Below are 19,625 nucleotides of genomic sequence, written 5' to 3'. Positions count from 1 at the left end.
GGCTTTACGTTTCGTAAACCTAGCTTAAAGCCTTGACCTTGGGCGGTATATTTGCCCAACTAACCGGCACTGGCTCGCCTCTGCGGGCCAATGATATGAAGGTGGTCTTACGGCCATTGAGGAAACAGCCCAAAAGGGCGGTCCAATAGGAAGAGGTAAATATGAAAAAATCTGTATTCCTGGCCACGGTGGCTGCGGCTGGAGTAGCTGGCGGTGTGGTTAGTGCGCAAACGCTGGAGCAAGTTCAAAGCGCTGGTGTTCTAAAGTGTGGTGTCTCCACCGGTTTGCCCGGTTTTGCGGCTCCAAATGCTAGCGGTGAGTGGGAAGGCTTCGATGTAGACATGTGCCGGGCGGTTGCAGCTGCGGTGCTCGGTGACCCAATGGCTGTAGAATTCGTCCCCACAACGACCCAAACGCGTTTCACCGTTTTGGCGTCTGGTGAGATTGACATGTTGGCTCGCAATACCACGTGGACTTTTAGTCGCGATGTAGACCTCAAGCAAGAATTTACCGGTGTAAATTACTACGATGGCCAAGGGTTTATGGTACCGACCGACCTCGGCGTGTCGTCGGCGCTCGAGCTTGACGGTGCGACGGTATGTATTCAAACTGGTACAACAACAGAGCTAAACTTGGCAGACTTCTTCTCTGCCAATAACATGAGCTACGAGCCTGTTCCTGTAGAAACCAATGCTGAAGCACAACAGCAGTATTTGGCAAGAGCATGCGATATCTACACCACAGACGCCTCTGGCCTTGCTGCAACTCGTGCAACGTTTGAAAATCCAGGCGAGCACGTGGTATTGCCCGAAATCATTTCCAAAGAACCTCTCGGTCCCTTGGTGCGTCATGGCGACAACGATTGGGGTGACGTAGTGCGCTGGACGCTAAACGCGATGATTACAGCTGAAGAACTCGGTGTTACCTCTACAAACGTAGCGGAGCTTGCCGCCTCACCAACGAACAATCCCGAAGTGAACCGTTTGTTGGGTACAGAGGGTGAGCTTGGCGCTATGCTGGGTCTTGACGCTGACTGGGCCGTAAACGTGATTTCCGCAGTCGGTAACTATGGAGAGTCTTTCGCTCGCAACATTGGCGAGTCTACTCCCATTGGGATTGCACGCGGTTTGAATGCTCAGTGGTCTGACGGTGGTCTGTTGTACAGCCCGCCCTTCCGTTGATGTAAACAATGTAAGTCGGCGGTTATATCGCCGACTTACTTTTCCCATGGGGTATTTAAGCGCTGTTAATGCGCTTTTCTTTTATCAAGCGGTAGGCCATCATTTTGAATAGGAACCAACTTTCAAATCTGCTCTACGATCGCAGGTATCGTAGTACTACAATCCAAGTATTTGCTTTTATGTTAATCATGCTTGGTCTTACCGAACTAAGTATCAACGTGGTACAGAACCTCCAAGCTCTTGGAAAAGATTTTAACTTTGGATTTTTGTTAAATAGAGCTGGGTACGATATCAATCAGCGCTTAATCCATTACACCAATGACTCAACTCATGGCCGTGCTGCAATCATCGGTGTGCTCAACACATTACTTGTCGCGTTTCTGGGTTGTTTTCTTGCCACCATTATTGGTGTGATAGCAGGCGTTTTACGTCTTTCAAAAAACTGGATCATAGCGCGTTTGATGGCGGTTTATGTGGAAGGGTTCCGCAATGTGCCGTTGCTGTTGTGGATCCTTGTGATCTTCGCCGTCATGACCGAAGCCACCCCACAGCCGCGCGATTTCCGCGAAGGCGGAGATGCTTCCATGATCCTGTTCGACAGTATCGCGATTACAAACCGCGGTATCTTTATCCCGCGTCCGATTTGGGGTGAGGGCTCAACCCTGCTTGTGGCGGTGTTTGTTGCTTCGCTCTTTGCCATTTGGGCCTTCCGCCGCTACGCGCGCAAAAAACAAGAAGCTACTGGTCAAATCCTACCTGTGTTCTGGATTTCTGTGGCTTTGTTCTTTGTGCCTTCGGTTGTTTTCTACTTCATTCTGGGCGGGCCAGTCACGCTGCAAATGCCTGAATTGGGTGGGTTCAACTTTACGGGTGGCCTACAGGTGCGCAACTCGCTGATTGCCTTGTGGTTTGCGTTGTCGCTCTACACGGGTGCGTTCATCGCAGAGATTGTGCGCTCAGGGATTTTGGCGGTGTCACGCGGGCAAACCGAGGCGGCCTATGCTTTGGGCCTGCGCCCCAACCGCACGATGAATTTGGTGATCCTGCCGCAGGCCTTGCGCGTGATCATCCCACCACTGATTTCGCAATATCTTAACCTGACCAAGAACTCCTCTTTGGCGATTGCTGTGGGTTATATGGATGTGCGGTCTACCTTGGGTGGGATCACGATCAATCAAACAGGCCGCGAGCTAGAAGGGATGCTACTCTTGGGCGTCTTTTACTTGGTCACATCCCTGATTATTTCGGGCGTGATGAATGTCTACAACAACGCCGTTAAGTTGAAGGAGCGCTGAGATGGCAAATTCTGTGAAAAGCTCCGTTTCTTATGTGCGCACCGAAATGCTGCCTGAACAGGCGCCACCTGTCTCGGAAGCCGGCCTTATGAAATGGGCGCGCGAAAATCTGTTCTCTGGCCCGTTCAATACAATTCTAACAGTTCTGTCTTTGGTCGCGATCTATTGGGTGGTCAGCCATGTTTTCCAATGGTTCGCCTATGGCATTTGGACTGCAAATTCACTGAGTGAATGCCGTGAGGTGCGTGACGCGCTTTATGCTGATGGTCGCAATGTCGCCTGTTGGGCCGTATTGAGCGAACGTTGGAACCAACTTCTATTTGGTTTCTACCCTGCCGAGGCATATTGGCGCCCTGTTGTGGCATTGGTTGTGTTTTTCATGGCCGTCGCTCCCGTGTTGTATAACTTTGGTGGCCGCAACTTGTTGGTTTTTTCTGCAATATCGCCGTTCATTTGCTACTGGCTGTTATGGGGCGGGTCGATTTGGGGCCCAATCCTAACGGCTCTGGGCTTTGTTTTGGCATGGCTGGCCTATGGTCAGATCACACGGCAATTCGGGGCTTTGGCGGGTATCGTGGCGAGTATCCTTGTGCCGCTGATCTATTGGCGCTTTGGGGTTGCCCCGCTAACCGGATTGGCCGATGGCATTTTGCCCATTGGAATTGAAAATATCCAATCCAAGGATTTTGGCGGGTTCATGTTAGCGCTGATTATCGGAATTACGGGCATAATATTGTCATTGCCGCTCGGGATACTCCTGGCACTTGGACGTCAGTCTGACATGTTCATCATTAATAAATTTTCGATAATATTTATTGAGACCATTCGTGGCGTCCCACTCATAGTATGGCTTTTCACGGCGTCTCTTCTGTTGAGTTATTTTCTTCCTCCAGGAACGAATTTTGACCTGATGCTCCGCGTGATTATCATGGTCACGCTCTTTGCCGCTGCCTATATGGCCGAGGTTGTGCGCGGTGGTTTGGCCGCCCTGCCTCGCGGGCAATATGAGGGGGCAGATAGTCTGGGCTTGGATTACTGGCAATCCATGCGCTTGATCATCCTGCCTCAGGCTTTGAAAATCTCAATTCCGGGCATCGTGAACACGTTTATAGGTTTGTTCAAAGACACAACCCTCGTGGTGTTCATCGGTTTGCTTGACCCAATCGGTTTGTCTAACGCAATCCGCGCCACGACCGAATGGAACGGGATTTACTGGGAATTGTTCATCTTCATCGGGCTTTGCTTCTTTGTGTTTTGCTACGCGATGTCCCGCTATTCGCAATATCTTGAGCGTAAGCTCGCAACGGATCGTCATTAAGGAGAGGCCGATATGAGTGAAGCCACCCCCTCCATCCAAGATCGTGAGATCAACCGTTCGCAGATGAAAGTCACCGATGAGGTGGCGGTTGAAATTCGCGATATGAACAAATGGTATGGTTCGTTCCATGTTTTGCGGGACATCAACCTCACTGTGAACCGCGGCGAACGTATCGTCATCTGTGGGCCATCTGGCTCGGGGAAATCTACGCTAATCCGCTGCATCAATGCATTGGAGGAGCATCAAAAGGGCTCCATCACTGTGGATGGCACATTGCTGTCAAATGACCTCAAGAACATTGACAAAATCCGTTCCGAGGTCGGGATGTGCTTTCAGCATTTCAACCTGTTTCCGCATTTGACCATTTTGGAAAACTGCACATTGGCCCCAATTTGGGTGCGCAAGACGCCCAAGAAAGATGCCGAAGAAACGGCAATGTATTTCCTTGAGAAGGTGAAAATCCCTGATCAAGCGCATAAATATCCAGGGCAGCTGTCAGGGGGCCAGCAGCAGCGTGTGGCCATCGCGCGCAGCCTCTGCATGCGTCCGCGTATCATGCTGTTTGACGAACCGACATCGGCACTTGATCCTGAGATGATCAAGGAAGTTTTGGATACGATGATCCAATTGGCTGAAGAAGGTATGACCATGCTCTGCGTGACCCATGAGATGGGCTTTGCCCGTCAGGTTGCCAATCGCGTGATCTTTATGGATGCAGGCCAGATTGTTGAGCAAAACGAGCCTGAGCCGTTCTTCACCAACCCGCAAAATGACCGCACCAAGCTGTTCTTGAGCCAAATCTTGGGTCACTGATCCCGCTTAGGGCAAGTCACGCGGTGTGATAAAGGCGCGGGCGACCCCCGCGCCTATTTCTATATTGGCCCAAGATGTTGCGTTAAAGTCCACGACCAAGGTCGCAGCTGTAGGGTAACGGGTAAATTTCTCGTGTTGGGGCTGTGTCGCCACCAGAGAGCGCGCCAAGCTACCAATACCAGGATTATGCCCGATGACGGCCAATGTGTGGCCCTCACTGGCCCTGATGACATTCAGCATATCAGGCGGCATCGCGAGATAGAGCGCGCGTGTATAAGAAACTTCGATTTCCGCACCGCTCAAGCATCGGGAAATCGCCGCCCATGTATCGACAGCACGGGTTGCGGTCGAGCAAAGCACATGATCAGGCCGATACCCCTGCGCCTTAAGCCATGTTCCAACGCGCGGTGCATCCTCTATTCCGCGGGCATTGAGGGGGCGGTCATGGTCATCCAACCCTGCATCGCCCCAATCTGATTTTGCATGGCGGATTAAGGTCAACGTCAGGGTCATGGGTGAAAGCTCCGCATGTGGAAATGTGATTGCGCCTCAACGCGTCCAAAGTTTTGTGAGATCGGGCAGGCGCGCCGCGCCCTGCAGCCCTTGGTAATGCAATCTGCCCCCGCCATTGTGTTTAGATGGTCGTGGCATCGGATCGTATCATAGCCCGATCTGTCAAAGGCTGCGACAGGGCATGCGCTGCGGCAGGGTTGGTGCGTGCAGCTGTCGCATGGGCGGTCTTGGGCAGGCGCTTGAGGCACTGCATAGGGCAAGCCAAGTGCGCCGCGAAAGGAGACAAACAATCCCGATTGCGCATGGATGAGCAGCCTTATTGGGCTGGGCCATACCGCACCTGTCGCCAAAGCCCATTGGTAAAATGGTGCATAGGGTGGGCCACCAAAGGGAAAATAGGCTTCCCCCCCAATCTCGTGGGCCCAGTCACCGATGACCCGCGCAGACCAGCGATCCATCGGGTCAGTGGCGCCATCACGATATTCGGAGCTGTCTTCAAACACAGACCAAAACTGAGGCTCATCAGGCCCTAAAAGTACGACGGTTTTTACCTCAGGGCCTAGGCCGTGACTGTCCTCTGGGGAAAAATGCCCCAAAATGCGAAGGTGCCGCGCATGCGCGCCTTGTAAAAGGTCGGTTAGGTTCATTCTTTAGCCTGCGCTGATTGCTCTGCGCTGCGCAAGCGAAACTAGGCGCGGATGATTGATCCTGCCCCGTGATCCGTGAACAATTCCAAAAGGCAGGCATTGGGCGCGCGCCCGTCCAAAATTACGGCAGCGCGCACGCCTGCGCGCACGGCTGAAAGGGCCGTTTCGGTTTTGGGGATCATGCCGCCTGCGATGACCCCGCTTTCGGTCATGGCCTCAACATCGGCGGCGCTCAATTCGGTTACCACTTCGCCATCGGCATTTTTGACGCCCGACACATCAGTCAAAAGCAGCAGGCGATCTGCCTTCAGGGCGGCGGCAATAGCCCCCGCTGCCGTGTCGCCATTGATATTATAGCTGTGACCATCACGATCTGCACCAATGGGGGCAATCACAGGGATCATCTCGGCCTCAAAGAGTTGCCGCAGAAGGGTCGTGTCTACCTCACTGGGTTCGCCGACAAAGCCAAGTTCGGGGTCGGCCATTGTGCAGGTGATCATCGAGGCATCTTTGCCCGACAGACCAACAGCGCGCCCGCCTTCGGCGTTGATCGCCTGCACGATTCGCTTATTGACCTGACCCGATAGAACCATTTCCACAACATCCATCGTGGCGGCATCCGTGACCCGCTTGCCGCGCGTGAAGGTGGAGGTCACGCCAAGCTTTTCAAGCATCTCATTGATCATTGGCCCGCCGCCATGCACCACCACAGGGTTCACCCCAACAGTGCGCATCAGCATCACATCGCGCGCGAATGAGGCCATCCCCTCATCCGATCCCATCGCATGACCGCCCAATTTGATCACCACAATCGCCCCGTGATAGCGCTGCAAGTAAGGCAGGGCTTCGTTCAAGGTGCGGGCGGTCGAGAGAAAATCACGCATTTTGGCTGTCTGCTTCTTCATCTTTGGCGTTCCAAACTGATCCCGCGCCATATTGGGCGCGCTCGATTACTTCCATAAGGCAGGAAGGCTTGGCTGTGAAGGTGGCTGTTCTCAAGCAAGCCCTGCGATCAAGGCCCGAAGGTTTTCAATACCCCAACCTTTTTCTGACGAGGTCATCAAGAGCTCGGGATAGGCGGCGGGGTGTTTTGACAGCGCCTTGCGCACTTGAGCTAAAATTTTATCGCGTTCAGCTTCTTTTACCTTGTCGGCTTTGGTCATCACGACCTGAAAGGTCACAGCTGATTGATCAAGCAGGGTCATGATCTCGTCATCAACCGCCTTGATCCCATGCCGTGTGTCGATGAGCACGAAAGCGCGGCGCAATGAGACGCGGCCTGACAGATAGGTCTTGAGCAATTTCTGCCATTTTTCGACCACCGCAACAGGCGCTTCTGCATAGCCATAGCCAGGCAAGTCGACCACATAATGGCTCTCGCCAAGTGTGAAGAAGTTGATCTCCTGTGTCCGTCCGGGTGTGTTTGAGGCCCGTGCTAAGTTTTTACGCCCAGTCAGCGCATTGATCAGCGAAGATTTCCCAACATTCGAGCGCCCAGCAAAGCATATTTCAAGCCGATCTGCTGGGGGCAGGCCATCCATGGCAACAACGCCTTTGACAAAATCTGCACCGCGCGCAAACAGCAGCCGCCCCTTCTCGAGGCTGATCTCATCGGCATCTTCGGCCAGCGGGAAAGGCAGGGCTGCACTCACCAGATAATCTCCACTTTATCCCCTTGGGCGATATGCCCTGCTTGGGTGGTTTCAGCGTATACGCCAAATTCGCTGTGATCCCAACCGCTTTGCAATATTTGCAGAGTTGGCACATCCCTTATCCCTGTGTCAGGATTTGCTTCAGTTGCACGACAACGGGTTATTGGTTCTACGATTTTTAGGCGGGCCTCGCCAATCACGAGGGTCGCCCTAATCAGGTCAAGCTCTTCCCAAGGGGCTAGACCCTCAAGCCAAAGATTCCCACGAAAGCGGCGCGGATCCAGTGGCATATCGGCCCGCGCCTCTAAGGCGCGCAGCGAGGCAAGATTTAGAATTGAGATCGAGGCAAAATTCGCATCGGTCATGCCTGATTTAGGCGCTGCGACCACCGCCATCGGGGCGGGTCGCTCGGGCGGATAAATTGCCCCTAGCCATGCAATCAAATCGCTGTGGTCGCGTTTTGGGTCGAATATGTGATCGGGCAAAGCAGGATGCGACAGGCGGATTGTGCCATTGTCCAAACAGCAGGCCGTGATGGCCATAAGCTGAGGGGCCTTTGCGCCGCGCAAGAAATTTCGGCAGGGCTGCCATTGCCCGTGTAAGGGGTCAGCCCCCGCTTCAATGACCGCATAGGCACGATCAAGCGGCAAAGCGCAATCGGGGGCCATAAAGGCCCCCGAAATACGTTCTGCGCCAATACCCTTAATCGGGTGTCGCCATATTTGGTCGAGTGTGACGCTCACTTGGCGTTCTTTGCGCCGCCGCGTTTGAAACTGGCGAGGATATTGCCAAACAGATCTGGCTTATACCCTTGGTGGCGCATGATCGTGTATTGCTGCGCAAAGGTCAGGGTGTTGTTCACGATCCAGTAAATCAACAAGCCTGTCGCGAAATGGCCCAACATGAACATAAAGATAAAGGGCAGCCACGCGAAAATCGCGGCCTGTGTTGGGTCAGTGGGCGCTGGATTCAGCTTTTGCTGCAACCACATCGAGATGCCTAAAAGGATGGGCAGAACCCCGATAAAGATCAGCGCAAGGATACTGCCTGGCTCTGGCGCTGGCCATGGGAACAGGCCGAACAGGTTGAAGATCGAGGTTGTATCAGGTGCTGACAGATCCCGAATCCAGCCAAAGAACGGTGCGTGGCGCAATTCTAGCGTCACGAAAATCACCTTATAGAGCGAAAAGAAAATCGGGATTTGCAGCAAAATCGGCAAGCAGCCCGAAGCGGGGTTCACCTTGTTCTTCTTATACAGCTCCATCATGCCTTTTTGCATGGCTTCGCGGTCATCACCTGCGCGCTCTTTCAGCTTCTCCATCTCTGGTTGAAGCTCTTTCATCCGCGCCATGGAGGCATAGGATTTATAGGCAAGCGGGAATAAGACAGCCTTGACGATGAAGGTCAGCGCAATAATCGCAAGACCCATATTGCCAATCATCACATTCAGATTGTGCAGCAGCCAGAACATCGGCTTGGTGATGAAATAGAACCAACCCCAGTCAATCGAGTCGAGAAAGCGATCAATCCCGCCTGCGTCCTGATAGTTGCGGATGGTTTCCCATTCCTTCGCCCCTGCAAAGAGCATGGTGGTGACTTCGGCCGTTGCCCCAGCAGCAACATCAACTGCGGGCATCCGCGCTTCTGTTTGATAGATGTCTGCCCCCGCCACGTGGCGCGTTGCGGCCACAAAGGGCTGACCCGCACCAGGGATCAAGGTGGTCATCCAATATTTATCGGTAAAACCGATCCAGCCGTTTTCGGCAACATCCACCAATTCTGCCGCCGCGCCTTCGCTTGGCATGACATCGAATTCGGTGACGTTTTCATAACCGATCTCGTCCAAAGTGCTGTCTGCTTTACGAACAACACCTTCGTGAAGGATGAAGAAATTCTGCAAATCTGCGGGTAGGCCGTGGCGGGCCACGATACCGTAAGGAGCCAAGCGCACTGGCGCGCCCGTGGTGTTGCGCACAGATTGCGTTACAGAGAAAATGAAATTCTCATCGACCGAGATCACGCGATTGAAAACCAGGCCGTTGCCATTATCCCATTCAAGGGTAACGGGGGTCGTGGTCGTTAGGGTTTCGCCCTCGACCAAACGCCATTCGCTGTTAGGGCCAGGCACTTGGTCAAAATCAAGCGCGCCGCCGGGCGCCCATCCATAAAGGGCGTAATAGGCATTTGGGCCGCCAACTGGCGATAGAAGGCGCACGATATTTGCGTCTTCATCAATCGTTTCACGGTAGTTTTTCAGGGATAGGTCATCAATCCGCCCGCCCAAGAGTGAGATTGAGCCGAGCAATTCATCGGTTTCAATCGCCACGCGTGCCGAGGAGGATAAAGCCACGGCGCGTGTTTCTTCCGCGCCGGTCAGAACAGGGTCGCCTGATCCTGCGCTTGGCGGCAGAATGGCATCTGCGGGCGCGGTCGTATCGGATGCGACTGCCGCGTCCGTTTGCGTTACCTGTGAGTCTTCGGGGGGAAACAGAAGAAACCACACCAAAATGACGAGAAAGCTCAAGGCCGTGGCCAGGATCAGGTTCTTGTTCTGATCTTCCATGATCGCGCTATGCCCTATGATTTATTGACAGTCGGGTTCAATAGGCTAGCGGCGCAAAGGTCAAGGGGTTTGCGCCGAATATCGCGAGAACTGCGCCAATCTGGCCTAGTCTTGTCCCGTATTTTCGGCACGCCGCGTCAGGCCGATGAAATCAAATAATTCAGGGTCAAGCAGATGCGAGGGGCGCGCATTCATTAAGGCCGAGAAAATCTTTTGCCGCCGCCCAGGTGCGCGGGCTTCCCACTCATCCAAGAGGCGTTTGATGGCTTGGCGTTGTAGCCCGTCTTGCGATCCGCACAGATCACAGGGAATGATGGGATAGTTCATCGCGCGGGCGAAGGTTTCACAATCCGCTTCGCTGACATGGGCCAGCGGACGATAGACAAAAAGATCCCCTTCATCATTCAAAAGCTTGGGTGGCATCGAGGCCAGTTTGCCGCCGTGAAACAGATTGAGGAAAAATGTTTCCAGAATATCATCGCGGTGGTGGCCCAAAACAACGGCTGAACACCCTTCTTCGCGGGCAATGCGATATAAGTTGCCACGGCGCAATCGTGAACACAGCGCGCAATAGGTGCGGCCTTGCGGTACTTTATCCATCACAATTGAATAGGTGTCTTGATATTGAATCCGATGCGGCACGCCCATCTTTTTGAGAAACTCTGGCAACACCGTTGCAGGAAATCCAGGTTGGCCCTGATCTAAGTTGCAGGCCAAAATCTCTACGGGCAGCACGCCGCGCCACTGCAATTCGGTCAAGGCTGCCAAAAGCGTGTAACTGTCTTTGCCGCCCGACAGACAGACCAACCATTTCGCGCCTCGCTCGATCATGCCGTAGCGGTCAATCGCCTCGCGGGTTTCACGGATGATCCGCTTGCGCAGTTTTTTAAATTCGGTGCTTGAGGGCGCGCCGTGAAAGAGCGGGTGGATATCCTCTGCATCGTCCAACATGGTGCGGCCTTCATCTTCACGCGGTTTTGATGTGCCTGCCATAGGCGAGGCAAGGCAGAAACGTCAAGTAAACTTGCTTTCTGCTCGTTTGCGCTAGCTTCGCAAATAGGCAGATAAGGACGGGGCATCATGAAAAAATTGGCATTGGCGGCGCTTTTGATGTTGACGGCCTGCACGGGTAAACCTGCGCTTGATGATCCAAATCTCAGCACCCGCGCCTTGAACCTAGAAGAATTTTTTCAAGGTGATCTTGTGGCCTATGGTCAGTTTCAGGATGTCTTGGGCGAGGTGCGCCGCCGCTTTGAGGTGAAGATCAACGGGACATGGGATGGGGAAACCCTGCGTTTGGTCGAAGATTTCGTTTATGAAGATGGCAGCACCGAACAGCGTATTTGGCTCTTGGAAAAGCTGGACGAACAACGATGGCAAGGAACGGCTGACGGGGTGATCGGCATCGCAACAGGCGAGGAGCGTGGAGATGTCTTTAATTGGGCCTACACGATTGACCTGCCAGTGGGGCAGGGTGAAACCCTGCGGGTCAGCTTTGATGACTGGATGTGGCTCTTGAGTGGTGACCGATTGCTCAACCGTGCCTATATGAAGCGCTTTGGCGTGACCATCGGCGAGGTCATCATTTATTTCGAACGGGTTTGATCTCCGCCCTTTGGTGGCACTGGGTCGTAACCTGATCCGCCAAGAGGGTGGCAGCGTCCAATGCGGCGCAGCAAAAGATAGCTGCCTTTGATCGGCCCATGTCGCTCAAGCGCCTCAAGCGCATAGGCGCTGCAGGTCGGCTGATAGCGGCAGTTAAACCCTACCCATGGACTGAAAATCAGCCGATAAGCCCGAATAGGCAAAGATAGGATCCATGCCAATATGCGCATCTACGCCCCCCGCTTTCGCGGCGCGTGGATGCGGGATAAGGCTGCGACCAACTCTACCTGCATTTGCACAAAAGGATGCAACAAGGTGACTTCGGGACGGCCCACCAATACATAGTCCCACCCCGCTTGCCCATGCAGGGCTAATGTGTCGCGCGCAATTTCACGCAAGCGGCGCTTTGCGCGGTTACGCGCCACCGCATTGCCGATCTTTTTGGAGCAGGTATAGCCAACGCGGATCACCTTTGGATCCACGCCCTCATCCGCATCACGCTTGCGCGCCTGAAGCAAGAAGGCAGGCGCAGGCGCACGGGCCGCTTTGGCAGCCCGTAAGAAATCGGCACGTTTGCGCAAGGTTTCCATGATCCAAGCCCGATTTGGCGTTCAAATGCAAAAAGCCCCTGACGAAATCTCGGCAGGGGCGCGTTGAGGGTTGCCCCTCAAAGCCTGAGAAACGCTTATGCGCTCAGAGATTTGCGGCCACGCGCGCGGCGCGCGTTCAAAACCTTGCGGCCTGCTTTGGTCGCCATGCGTGCGCGGAAGCCATGACGGCGCTTTCGCACGAGGTTTGAAGGCTGAAAAGTCCGTTTTGACATCGGCTTGCTCCAGTTTGCTGGTCGGCGCGCGCCTACGCGCGCAAGTCACACGACCAAAAGAATCCGTATAAGGCTTGCGGAATACGCAAAGCAAAGCGGCGTGTCAATAAATGCGCGCGGTAAAATGCAACCTAACTCAAGTTTATTGTGATGGGCATAGAATCGCGCAACATATGCGCGGGGCGTTACAATTCCACAATAAAACAACTATCTATGTGGCTGAGGGTATGCGGGGAAGGTTTCGTGTTTAACACACTCTCGGGACGATTTTTGATTTTGACCCTGTGCTTCGTAATGTTGGCAGAGGTTTTGATCTTCGTGCCATCGGTGGCCCGATTCCGTGAGGATTATCTTTTGTCGCGCCTTGAGAGGGCGCAAATTGCGTCACTTGCCCTTTTGGCGAATGATGGGATGGTTGATCCTGCGCTTGAGGATGAATTGCTGCGCAATGCAGATGTTTTAAACGTAGTGTTGCGGCGGGACGCGGTGCGGGAACTGGTGCTCGCTGCGCCGCAAATCCCACCTGTGGCCACCACCTATGATCTACGCAATCCTCCATCCTTGGGCTTGATCCGCGATGCCATGATGCAGCTTTGGGATCAAAGAGATCGCACAATCCGCGTGATTGGCGCGCCTGTGCGCGATGCAGGCCTTGAGATCGAGGTGACCATGCACAGCGCCCCCTTACGCGCCGCGATGGTCGAGTTTGGTCTGCGGATCCTTGCCCTGTCGGCGGTGATTTCTGCCTTCACGGCAGCGCTTTTATTTTTCTCTGTGCGGTATTTCCTTGTGACACCGATGAACCGCGTGGTCGGGCAGGTGCGCGCCTATGCGGATGCACCCGAAGATGCCCGCCGCATCATAACGCCAAGCGCGGGCTTGCATGAGTTGCGGGATGCCGAGGTCGCTTTGAACAAGATGCAGACCCAACTGACCGCCGCCCTGAAGCAGAAGGATCATCTTGCGCAGATGGGCGCGGCTGTGGCCAAAATCAGCCATGATTTGCGAAATATTCTGACCACAGCCAGTCTGATGGCAGATCGTTTGGAGGGCAGCGATGATCCTGCCGTGCAGCGCACCGCACCAAAGTTGCTGCAATCTTTGTCACGGGCGGTCAATCTTTGCGAAGGCACCTTGGCCTTTGGCCGTGCGCAAGAGCCACCACCTGCCTTAGCACGGGTGAATGCAGCGGGGCTGCTGCGCGATGTGGTGGAAAGTGAATCGTTGGGGCCAGATGCAGAGGCGATTGAATTCGATGTCTCTGTTGAAACAGGTTTGACCCTGCGCTGTGATGCTGAACAGATTTTCCGCGTGTTGAGCAACCTTATCCGTAACGCAAGGCAGGCCATTGCAGCACAAGGGGGGGCAGGCGTGATCCGTATCTCGGCTCAAGCTGCGCCAAATGAAGACGGGTGGGAAATTCGTATTCGCGACACGGGGCCGGGACTGCCAGAAAAAGCTCTAGAACATTTGTTCAAACCTTTCCAAGGCGGCGCGCGCAAAGGTGGCTCGGGTCTAGGCCTTGCCATAGCGGCGGAATTGGTGCGCGGGCATGGTGGCGCGCTGACTTTAGAATGCAGCACCTCTGAGGGCACTGAATTTAGAATTTGGCTGCCCTCACAACCTTTGGGGTGAATTCGCCCTTGCGCTGCGGTGACATGGGCGTTAAGAGCCTCCTCCACGCGCTGGTAGCTCAGTTGGATAGAGTACTTGACTACGAATCAAGGGGTCGGGGGTTCGAATCCTCCCCAGCGCGCCATTTCCCTTACAGTTTAGGTTTGTTTGTCGGTAGTGTCTCGCCTCTGCGCTTGAGTTTCAGCGGCATGACGCCAGTAGAGCTTTGGGTTAGGTTGTGAGTTCTGAGACAGGAATAAAGGGAAAGAATGTCCCGCAAGACCAAACGCCGAACCAATCTGCGCCGCCCGTGTTATGCGCCACACCAAGATCGACAAGCCGATAAAAGCTCTTGCGATCGATAAGCGCCTCAAGACCGCGCCGCACTAAAACGTAAGGCGAAGGTTCCCCATCCGCGCTGCGGGTGAGGCGAATGGGGCTTTGGGCGCTGGCGCTGATGGTGTCGCCCACATTGGTTGTAAATTGCACCTCTTGCGCCGCGCCCTCGCCTCTCACAATAAAATCCTGTGCTACGAACGGGGCATCTTCGACCCGGATCCCCACCTTTTCTACGGGGGTCACGAGGAAATATTTATCCCCCTCCCGATTCAGAATCGTTGAAAACAGGCGCACCATGCGCGGTCGCCCAATCGGGGTGCCGTTGTAAAACCATGTCCCGTCACGCCGAATTTCCATGTCGATATCGCCGCAAAAAGGTGGGTTCCATTGATCAACAGGGGGCAGTTTGCCTTGCTTTTGCGCATTGGTCGCGGCGGCAAGCAGGGATTCAGGCGTCATGGTCACGATGTTTTGTCTCCTATGGGCTTTTGCCATTTGTGGTCGGCGCCATAGTTAGATTTACTAGCGAACAGGTTACGACCCCAACATAATCATTATGCGGAGCATTTCTATGGCTGAGCTTGAAAACCTGACATCCGAGATTGATCGGCTTGGTGCGCAGCTTGGTCGGGCGCGGGCAGAAATTTCCAAACGCATTATCGGTCAAGATCAAGTGGTCAGTCTGGCTTTGGCGGCGATGTTGTCAAACGGCCATGCCCTGCTGATGGGGTTGCCGGGTTTGGGGAAAACACGGCTTGTCGACACGATGGCCCAAGTCATGGGTCTGCGTGCCAATCGGGTGCAATTTACCCCTGACCTGATGCCCGCCGATATTCTGGGGTCCGAAATTTTGGATACAGGCCCCGATGGGCAGCGCAGCTTTCGCTTTTTGGAGGGGCCTATATTTTGTCAGCTGTTGATGGCCGATGAGATCAATCGCGCCAGCCCGCGCACGCAAAGCGCCCTCCTGCAAGCGATGCAGGAGCGAGAGGTCACAATCGCGGGTGCTGCACGCCCATTGCCCGCCCCATTTTTGGTTCTGGCCACGCAGAACCCGATTGAACAAGAGGGCACATATCCATTGCCTGAGGCGCAGCTTGATCGCTTTTTGTTGCGCATTGATGTGGCCTATCCTGATCGCGCGGCGGAGCGGGACATATTGATTGCGACAACGGGCCCAAGTGAGGCGGCAACAGCCCAAGTTTTTACCGAAGCCGATTTGATTGCGGCACAAAATTTGGTGCGCCACATGCCCGTAGGGGATCGGATTTGTGACATGATCCTTGATTTGGTGCGCGGATGTCGCCCTGACCCTACGGCTGATCCCGCGCGGATCGCGGCGCATTTGGCTTGGGGTGCGGGGCCGCGTGCCGCGCAGGCCTTAATGGTTTCGGTGCGCGCACGGGCGTTGATGGAGGGGCGATATGCGCCTTCTGTCGAGGATATTCGCGCTATGGCCCCTGCGGTTTTGATCCACCGAATGGCGCTTGGTTTTGCCGCGCGGGCCGAAGGCCATGATCTGGCCGTTCTCTTGGCCCGCGAAATTGATCTTGTTTTGGATCACGCAGCCTAAATGCCCCCGCGCGCCTCGCATAGTGATCCAACTGATCTCATGCGCCTCCGCGCTGATGCGGCTGCCCATGCGGCAGGTTTGCCCGCGTTGTTGGTTGCTGCAGAGCATTTGGCGTCCAGCCTGCATTTAGGGGATCATGGCCGCCGCCGCGCAGGCGGGGGGGATGAGTTTTGGCAGTATCGGCATGTCCAAGCAGGGGATAGCGCCACAGCGATTGATTGGCGCAGGTCGGGGCGAGGGGATGGATATTACGCCCGCCAAACCGAATGGCAGGCTGCGCAAAGCCTGCTGATATGGTCTGACCCTGCAGAGTCTATGCGGTATAGCTCTCTCTCGGGTCCAATGGCGCAAAAACGGATGCGCGCTGATGTGATTGCGTTGGCCTTGGCCGAATTGGTTTTGCGCGCAGGTGAACGGGTCGGGTGGTTAAATAGCCAGACCCCGCCGCGTGCAGGGGTTACACAGCGCGAAGGTTTAGCGCGCGATTTACTTGCCCCAAAATCAGGCGAGGTCATTGCGCAGACTATACCCAACGGCGCAAAGATTGTGATCCTGTCCGATTTTCTGCGGGGAACGGATGAATTGGTCATGGTTCTGCGCAAGGCGACCGAGGCGCGCGCGCGCGGTGTCATTCTTCATCTTATGGATCCCGCTGAAATGGCCTTCCCTTTTGCGGGGCGTGTTTTGTTCCAAGATCATCCCGCAGGGCCCGAGTTCGAGACGCAAGCGGCAGATGTATTGCGCGATGAGTATCAAGCGCGGTTAGACGCCCATCGTGCCAATCTGATGATCGAGGCACAGCGCCATGGATGGCCCTTTTTCACTCATGTAACCGACCACCCTGCCAGTGTGGCGTTGATGTCCCTCTATCAGGCTTTGTCAGAGGCGCGGCAATGATTGGGGCGCTTGGATTTTCGGCGGCGTGGGTCTTGGCGGCTTTGGCGGTGTTGCCCGCCCTTTGGTGGCTGTTGCGCGTTGTGCCGCCGCAGCCAACGCGCGTTTACTTCCCCGCGCTGATCTTTTTGCTGGGATTGACCGATAAAGAAAATGACAGTGCCAAAACCCCGTGGTGGCTGTTGATGCTACGCCTTATGGCGGCAGGGTTTTTAATCTTGGCCTTGTCTGGCCCCGTGGTGAACCCGCCTGCGTCTGAGGGAGATGAAACGCCACAAGCACCTTTGGTGATTTTGCGCGATGGAGGTTGGGCAAGCGCGCTTGATTGGTCTGCAGAACAACAGGCCATAGAGGCCAATTTGCGCGCCGCCATCCGCGATGGGCGTGCTGCTGTCGTCATTAGCCTGACCGAGCAGCCTCTGGCTTCGCTTGAGGCGCTGCTGACCTCTGGGGATGAGCAAATCACGCGGCTCTCTGCGATGCGCCCCGCACCCTTCGCGCCCGATTATGCCGCTTGGTCAGATTGGTTCGCAGAGCAATCCATTCCCTTTGACGGGCTTTGGTTTTCAGACGGATTGGCGCATGGCAGTGAACGCGCGGGCTTGGCTGAGCTTTTGGCGGCGCGGGCGGCGCGGCTGCGCGTGATCGAAACGGGCGACAACCTTTCGCGGATGGTCGCCCTTGCCCCGCTTGAGCAAGGCGGGGATGGTGTCACGCTCAGGCTCTTGCGCGCGGAATGGCCCGCGTTGCCAACGGCGCGTTATCTCGTGCAAGGCTTTGGGCTTGATCCATCAGGCGTGCCGCGCGTGTTGGTTGAGGCTGAAGCGGTCTTTGAAGAGGGGGCTGTAGAGGCCAACCTTGCCCTTACCCTGCCGCCCGAATTGCGCAATCGCCTAACCCGCTTTGAGGTGGCGGGACAACTGCAGGCGGCTGCCCGTTTATTGATTGATGACAGTCTCGCACGGCGCGAGATTGGGTTGGTTGCGTCAAATGCCCCTCAAGAGGGGCAGGCCTTGCTTTCCCCCTTCCATTATCTGCGCGAGGCGCTGTCCCCGAATGTCGATCTTATCGAGGGCGGTTTGGCCGAGATTTTGCCCGCAAATCCCGATGTGATCATTTTGGTTGATGTGACCCGTTTGCCGGAAACAGACCAATCCGATTTGATGGCATGGGTGGAGCAAGGTGGCCTGTTACTGCGCTTTGCTGGGCCACGAATGGCCGCATTGTCACCCGCCGAGATGCAAGCCGATGCACTGATGCCCGTGCAACTGCGCCAAGGCGGGCGTGCTTTGGGCGGGGCGATGTCATGGGCCGATCCGCGCAAGCTAAACCCTTTCCCAGAGACATCCCCGTTTTTTGGCCTTGCCATCCCTGATGAGGTTACGATCAGCCAACAGGTTTTGGCGCAGCCAGGCCCAGATATGGCGGCGCGCAGTTTGGCCGCCTTGGAAGATGGCACGCCATTGGTCACGCAAATGACACGGGGGGCAGGGCGTGCTGTGTTATTCCATGTGACCGCCAATGCAGAATGGTCAAACCTGCCGCTGTCGGGTCTGTTTGTGCAGATGTTAGAGCGGCTCTCTGTCTCTACCCCCCCGATCAGCGCGGAGGGCAAAGATTACACAGGGCTTAGCTTTGTTTCCGCGCAGGTGTTGGACGGGTTTGGTGCGCTTTATGATGCGCAGGGCGAAATCACAGTTGCGGGTGAAGATTTGCAAAGCGGGGCACTATCGGCCGATATGCCGCCAGGCCTGTATCAGACCACTACGGGTCGCGTGGCTCTAAATGTGATCAAATCTTCGCAGGATCTGACTGTGGCAGATTGGCCTGCAAATGTGTTGGTCATACGGGGACTAAGCGCCCCACCAACGCTCCTTGCGCCTTGGTTGTTCCTGTTGGCGCTGATTGCGCTTGCCGCAGATATGATTGGCAGCTTGGCTGTTACGGGGCGGCTGCCTGTGCGGGCCAAAGCCGCGCTTTTTGTGGTGGTCTTGGTGGCGCCCTTTGCACCCAGTGACGCGCAAACCCTAACGCCCGAAGACATGTTTGGCCTGATCGCTACCGAAGATTTGCGCTTGGCATATGTCGTTACGGGCGATGATGCGGTGGACGAGATTTCGCGCGCAGGGCTGCAGGGTTTGTCCGATACGCTTTGGGCGCGCACCACGATTGAGCCGAGCCCACCCGTAGGCGTGGAGTTGACGCGCGATGAGTTGGCGTTTTTCCCGCTCCTGTATTGGCCCGTGACAGAAAGTCAAAACCGCCCTTCTGATGATGTCTATCAGCGCCTCAACGCCTATTTGCGCGGCGGGGGCATGATTGTTTTCGATACCCGAGATGGAGATCTTGGCGGCATTGGTGGCGCAACGCCCGCTGCACGCCGTTTGCAGGATTTGGCGCAGGGCTTGGACATTCCGCCCCTCGCGCCAATCCCTGAGGATCATGTTTTGACCCGCGCCTTCTATTTATTGGCCGATTTCCCAGGGCGCTATACTTCGCGCGATATTTGGGTTGAGGCGGCCCCACCCGAACCTGATCCTGCCGAGGGCATGCCCTTTCGCGCGCTCAATGATGGGGTGAGCCCCGTGATTATTGGTGACAATGACTGGGCTGCGGCATGGGCGGTTGATGAGGCAGGTCGCCCACTCTTGCCCATTGGGCGCGGATATGCGGGTGAGCGTCAGCGTGAAATTGCGCTCCGGTTTGGGGTCAATCTTGTGATGCATGTCTTGTCTGGAAATTACAAATCCGACCAAGCCCATGTGCCGGCCTTGCTGCAAAGATTGGGGAATTAA

At 55.3% G+C, this 19,625-nt stretch carries 20 protein-coding genes and 1 tRNA gene; 10 read left to right on the top strand and 11 right to left on the bottom strand.

The features are described 5' to 3' along the window. Positions 1-161 precede the first annotated feature (161 nt). The 4 genes from AAC632_RS02145 to AAC632_RS02130 all read left to right on the top strand — a co-directional run bounded on the left by AAC632_RS02145 (position 162) and on the right by AAC632_RS02130 (position 4,607). Positions 162-1,181: an amino acid ABC transporter substrate-binding protein gene (locus AAC632_RS02145; protein ID WP_340298335.1), complete on the top strand. Its 1,020-nt coding sequence runs from the start codon at positions 162-164 to the stop codon at positions 1,179-1,181. A gap of 98 nt (positions 1,182-1,279) precedes the next feature. Then, on the top strand, positions 1,280-2,476 hold the full coding sequence (locus AAC632_RS02140; RefSeq protein WP_340298779.1) for an amino acid ABC transporter permease: 1,197 nt from the start codon (positions 1,280-1,282) through the stop codon (positions 2,474-2,476). 1 nt (position 2,477) lies between these two features. Continuing rightward, complete coding sequence (locus AAC632_RS02135) at positions 2,478-3,794, top strand: amino acid ABC transporter permease (protein WP_340298336.1); 1,317 nt, start codon at positions 2,478-2,480, stop codon at positions 3,792-3,794. 12 nt (positions 3,795-3,806) lie between these two features. After that, positions 3,807-4,607, top strand: coding sequence for an amino acid ABC transporter ATP-binding protein (locus tag AAC632_RS02130; RefSeq protein WP_340298337.1), 801 nt, complete (start codon positions 3,807-3,809; stop codon positions 4,605-4,607). A gap of 6 nt (positions 4,608-4,613) precedes the next feature. On the opposite strand, the gene AAC632_RS02125 is transcribed toward AAC632_RS02130, so the two are convergent. From AAC632_RS02125 to ttcA, 7 genes are all read right to left on the bottom strand, one after another. Continuing rightward, on the bottom strand, positions 4,614-5,120 hold the full coding sequence (locus AAC632_RS02125; protein ID WP_340298338.1) for a SixA phosphatase family protein: 507 nt from the start codon (positions 5,118-5,120) through the stop codon (positions 4,614-4,616). Next, a complete protein-coding gene (locus tag AAC632_RS02120; protein WP_340298339.1) occupies positions 5,117-5,767 on the bottom strand; it encodes a ferredoxin in 651 nt (216 codons plus the stop codon). Before AAC632_RS02120 ends, AAC632_RS02125 begins: the two co-directional genes overlap by 4 nt. Positions 5,768-5,808: 41 nt before the next feature. Continuing rightward, complete coding sequence (argB, locus tag AAC632_RS02115; RefSeq protein ID WP_340298340.1) at positions 5,809-6,672, bottom strand: acetylglutamate kinase; 864 nt, start codon at positions 6,670-6,672, stop codon at positions 5,809-5,811. 90 nt (positions 6,673-6,762) lie between these two features. After that, positions 6,763-7,419 carry a ribosome biogenesis GTP-binding protein YihA/YsxC gene (gene yihA / locus AAC632_RS02110; protein ID WP_340298341.1) on the bottom strand — a complete coding sequence of 219 codons (657 nt, stop codon included), beginning with the start codon at positions 7,417-7,419 and terminating at the stop codon, positions 6,763-6,765. Beyond that, the gene (locus AAC632_RS02105; RefSeq protein WP_340299861.1) at positions 7,416-8,162 is read right to left on the bottom strand and encodes an MOSC domain-containing protein; all 747 of its coding nucleotides are present in this window, start codon (positions 8,160-8,162) and stop codon (positions 7,416-7,418) included. Before AAC632_RS02105 ends, yihA begins: the two co-directional genes overlap by 4 nt. After that, positions 8,159-9,982, bottom strand: a complete 1,824-nt coding sequence (gene yidC / locus AAC632_RS02100; RefSeq protein ID WP_340298343.1) for a membrane protein insertase YidC — start codon at positions 9,980-9,982, stop codon at positions 8,159-8,161. Before yidC ends, AAC632_RS02105 begins: the two co-directional genes overlap by 4 nt. Positions 9,983-10,087: 105 nt before the next feature. Further along, a complete protein-coding gene (gene ttcA, locus AAC632_RS02095) occupies positions 10,088-10,933 on the bottom strand; it encodes a tRNA 2-thiocytidine(32) synthetase TtcA (protein WP_340298780.1) in 846 nt (281 codons plus the stop codon). A 129-nt stretch (positions 10,934-11,062) separates the two neighbouring features. Here ttcA and AAC632_RS02090 point away from each other — a divergent pair, with 129 nt between their 5' ends. Next, a complete protein-coding gene (locus AAC632_RS02090) occupies positions 11,063-11,587 on the top strand; it encodes a DUF3833 domain-containing protein (protein ID WP_340298344.1) in 525 nt (174 codons plus the stop codon). On the opposite strand, the gene yidD is transcribed toward AAC632_RS02090, so the two are convergent. The 3 genes from yidD to rpmH all read right to left on the bottom strand — a co-directional run bounded on the left by yidD (position 11,569) and on the right by rpmH (position 12,410). Beyond that, positions 11,569-11,817, bottom strand: coding sequence for a membrane protein insertion efficiency factor YidD (gene yidD / locus AAC632_RS02085; RefSeq protein WP_317657447.1), 249 nt, complete (start codon positions 11,815-11,817; stop codon positions 11,569-11,571). The genes AAC632_RS02090 and yidD overlap by 19 nt on opposite strands. Then, positions 11,818-12,177, bottom strand: coding sequence for a ribonuclease P protein component (gene rnpA, locus AAC632_RS02080; RefSeq protein WP_340298346.1), 360 nt, complete (start codon positions 12,175-12,177; stop codon positions 11,818-11,820). 95 nt (positions 12,178-12,272) lie between these two features. Continuing rightward, positions 12,273-12,410, bottom strand: coding sequence for a 50S ribosomal protein L34 (gene rpmH, locus AAC632_RS02075; RefSeq protein ID WP_317657449.1), 138 nt, complete (start codon positions 12,408-12,410; stop codon positions 12,273-12,275). 243 nt (positions 12,411-12,653) lie between these two features. Here rpmH and AAC632_RS02070 point away from each other — a divergent pair, with 243 nt between their 5' ends. Together AAC632_RS02070 and AAC632_RS02065 are read left to right on the top strand one after the other, a co-directional pair. Then, positions 12,654-14,045, top strand: coding sequence for a sensor histidine kinase (locus tag AAC632_RS02070; RefSeq protein WP_340298347.1), 1,392 nt, complete (start codon positions 12,654-12,656; stop codon positions 14,043-14,045). A 47-nt stretch (positions 14,046-14,092) separates the two neighbouring features. Continuing rightward, positions 14,093-14,169, top strand: a tRNA-Arg gene (locus AAC632_RS02065). Between the two features lie 86 nt (positions 14,170-14,255). Here AAC632_RS02065 and AAC632_RS02060 read toward each other — a convergent pair. Further along, positions 14,256-14,822, bottom strand: coding sequence for a DUF1285 domain-containing protein (locus AAC632_RS02060; RefSeq protein ID WP_340298781.1), 567 nt, complete (start codon positions 14,820-14,822; stop codon positions 14,256-14,258). A gap of 112 nt (positions 14,823-14,934) precedes the next feature. Here AAC632_RS02060 and AAC632_RS02055 point away from each other — a divergent pair, with 112 nt between their 5' ends. The 3 genes from AAC632_RS02055 to AAC632_RS02045 are packed head-to-tail and all read left to right on the top strand — an operon-like array spanning position 14,935 to position 19,625. Continuing rightward, a complete protein-coding gene (locus tag AAC632_RS02055) occupies positions 14,935-15,936 on the top strand; it encodes an AAA family ATPase (protein ID WP_340298348.1) in 1,002 nt (333 codons plus the stop codon). Further along, entirely contained in the window at positions 15,937-16,833 is an 897-nt protein-coding gene (locus AAC632_RS02050; protein ID WP_340298350.1) for a DUF58 domain-containing protein, read from the top strand. It begins immediately after the preceding gene. Beyond that, a complete protein-coding gene (locus AAC632_RS02045; protein ID WP_340298351.1) occupies positions 16,830-19,625 on the top strand; it encodes a DUF4159 domain-containing protein in 2,796 nt (931 codons plus the stop codon). The genes AAC632_RS02050 and AAC632_RS02045 overlap by 4 nt, the downstream gene beginning before the upstream one ends.

Source organism: Roseobacter sp. HKCC-CH-9351 (genome assembly GCF_037830295.1).
Taxonomy (GTDB): Bacteria; Pseudomonadota; Alphaproteobacteria; order Rhodobacterales; family Rhodobacteraceae; genus M30B80.
This window is presented reverse-complemented; position numbering and strand designations above follow the sequence as displayed.

Bases quoted from the DNA above. Each gene is read 5' to 3' on its own strand.
- ttcA (WP_340298780.1), bottom strand. From the start codon at position 10,933: ATGTTGGACGATGCAGAGGATATCCACCCGCTCTTTCACGGCGCGCCC.
- rpmH (WP_317657449.1), bottom strand. From the start codon at position 12,410: ATGTCAAAACGGACTTTTCAGCCTTCAAACCTCGTGCGAAAGCGCCGT.
- AAC632_RS02130 (WP_340298337.1), top strand. From the start codon at position 3,807: ATGAGTGAAGCCACCCCCTCCATCCAAGATCGTGAGATCAACCGTTCG.
- AAC632_RS02050 (WP_340298350.1), top strand. From the start codon at position 15,937: ATGCCCCCGCGCGCCTCGCATAGTGATCCAACTGATCTCATGCGCCTC.
- argB (WP_340298340.1), bottom strand. From the start codon at position 6,672: ATGAAGAAGCAGACAGCCAAAATGCGTGATTTTCTCTCGACCGCCCGC.
- AAC632_RS02120 (WP_340298339.1), bottom strand. From the start codon at position 5,767: ATGAACCTAACCGACCTTTTACAAGGCGCGCATGCGCGGCACCTTCGC.
- AAC632_RS02055 (WP_340298348.1), top strand. From the start codon at position 14,935: ATGGCTGAGCTTGAAAACCTGACATCCGAGATTGATCGGCTTGGTGCG.
- AAC632_RS02145 (WP_340298335.1), top strand. From the start codon at position 162: ATGAAAAAATCTGTATTCCTGGCCACGGTGGCTGCGGCTGGAGTAGCT.
- yidC (WP_340298343.1), bottom strand. From the start codon at position 9,982: ATGGAAGATCAGAACAAGAACCTGATCCTGGCCACGGCCTTGAGCTTT.
- AAC632_RS02125 (WP_340298338.1), bottom strand. From the start codon at position 5,120: ATGACCCTGACGTTGACCTTAATCCGCCATGCAAAATCAGATTGGGGC.
- rnpA (WP_340298346.1), bottom strand. From the start codon at position 12,177: ATGGAAACCTTGCGCAAACGTGCCGATTTCTTACGGGCTGCCAAAGCG.
- yidD (WP_317657447.1), bottom strand. From the start codon at position 11,817: ATGCGCATATTGGCATGGATCCTATCTTTGCCTATTCGGGCTTATCGG.
- AAC632_RS02045 (WP_340298351.1), top strand. From the start codon at position 16,830: ATGATTGGGGCGCTTGGATTTTCGGCGGCGTGGGTCTTGGCGGCTTTG.
- AAC632_RS02060 (WP_340298781.1), bottom strand. From the start codon at position 14,822: ATGACGCCTGAATCCCTGCTTGCCGCCGCGACCAATGCGCAAAAGCAA.
- AAC632_RS02135 (WP_340298336.1), top strand. From the start codon at position 2,478: ATGGCAAATTCTGTGAAAAGCTCCGTTTCTTATGTGCGCACCGAAATG.
- AAC632_RS02090 (WP_340298344.1), top strand. From the start codon at position 11,063: ATGAAAAAATTGGCATTGGCGGCGCTTTTGATGTTGACGGCCTGCACG.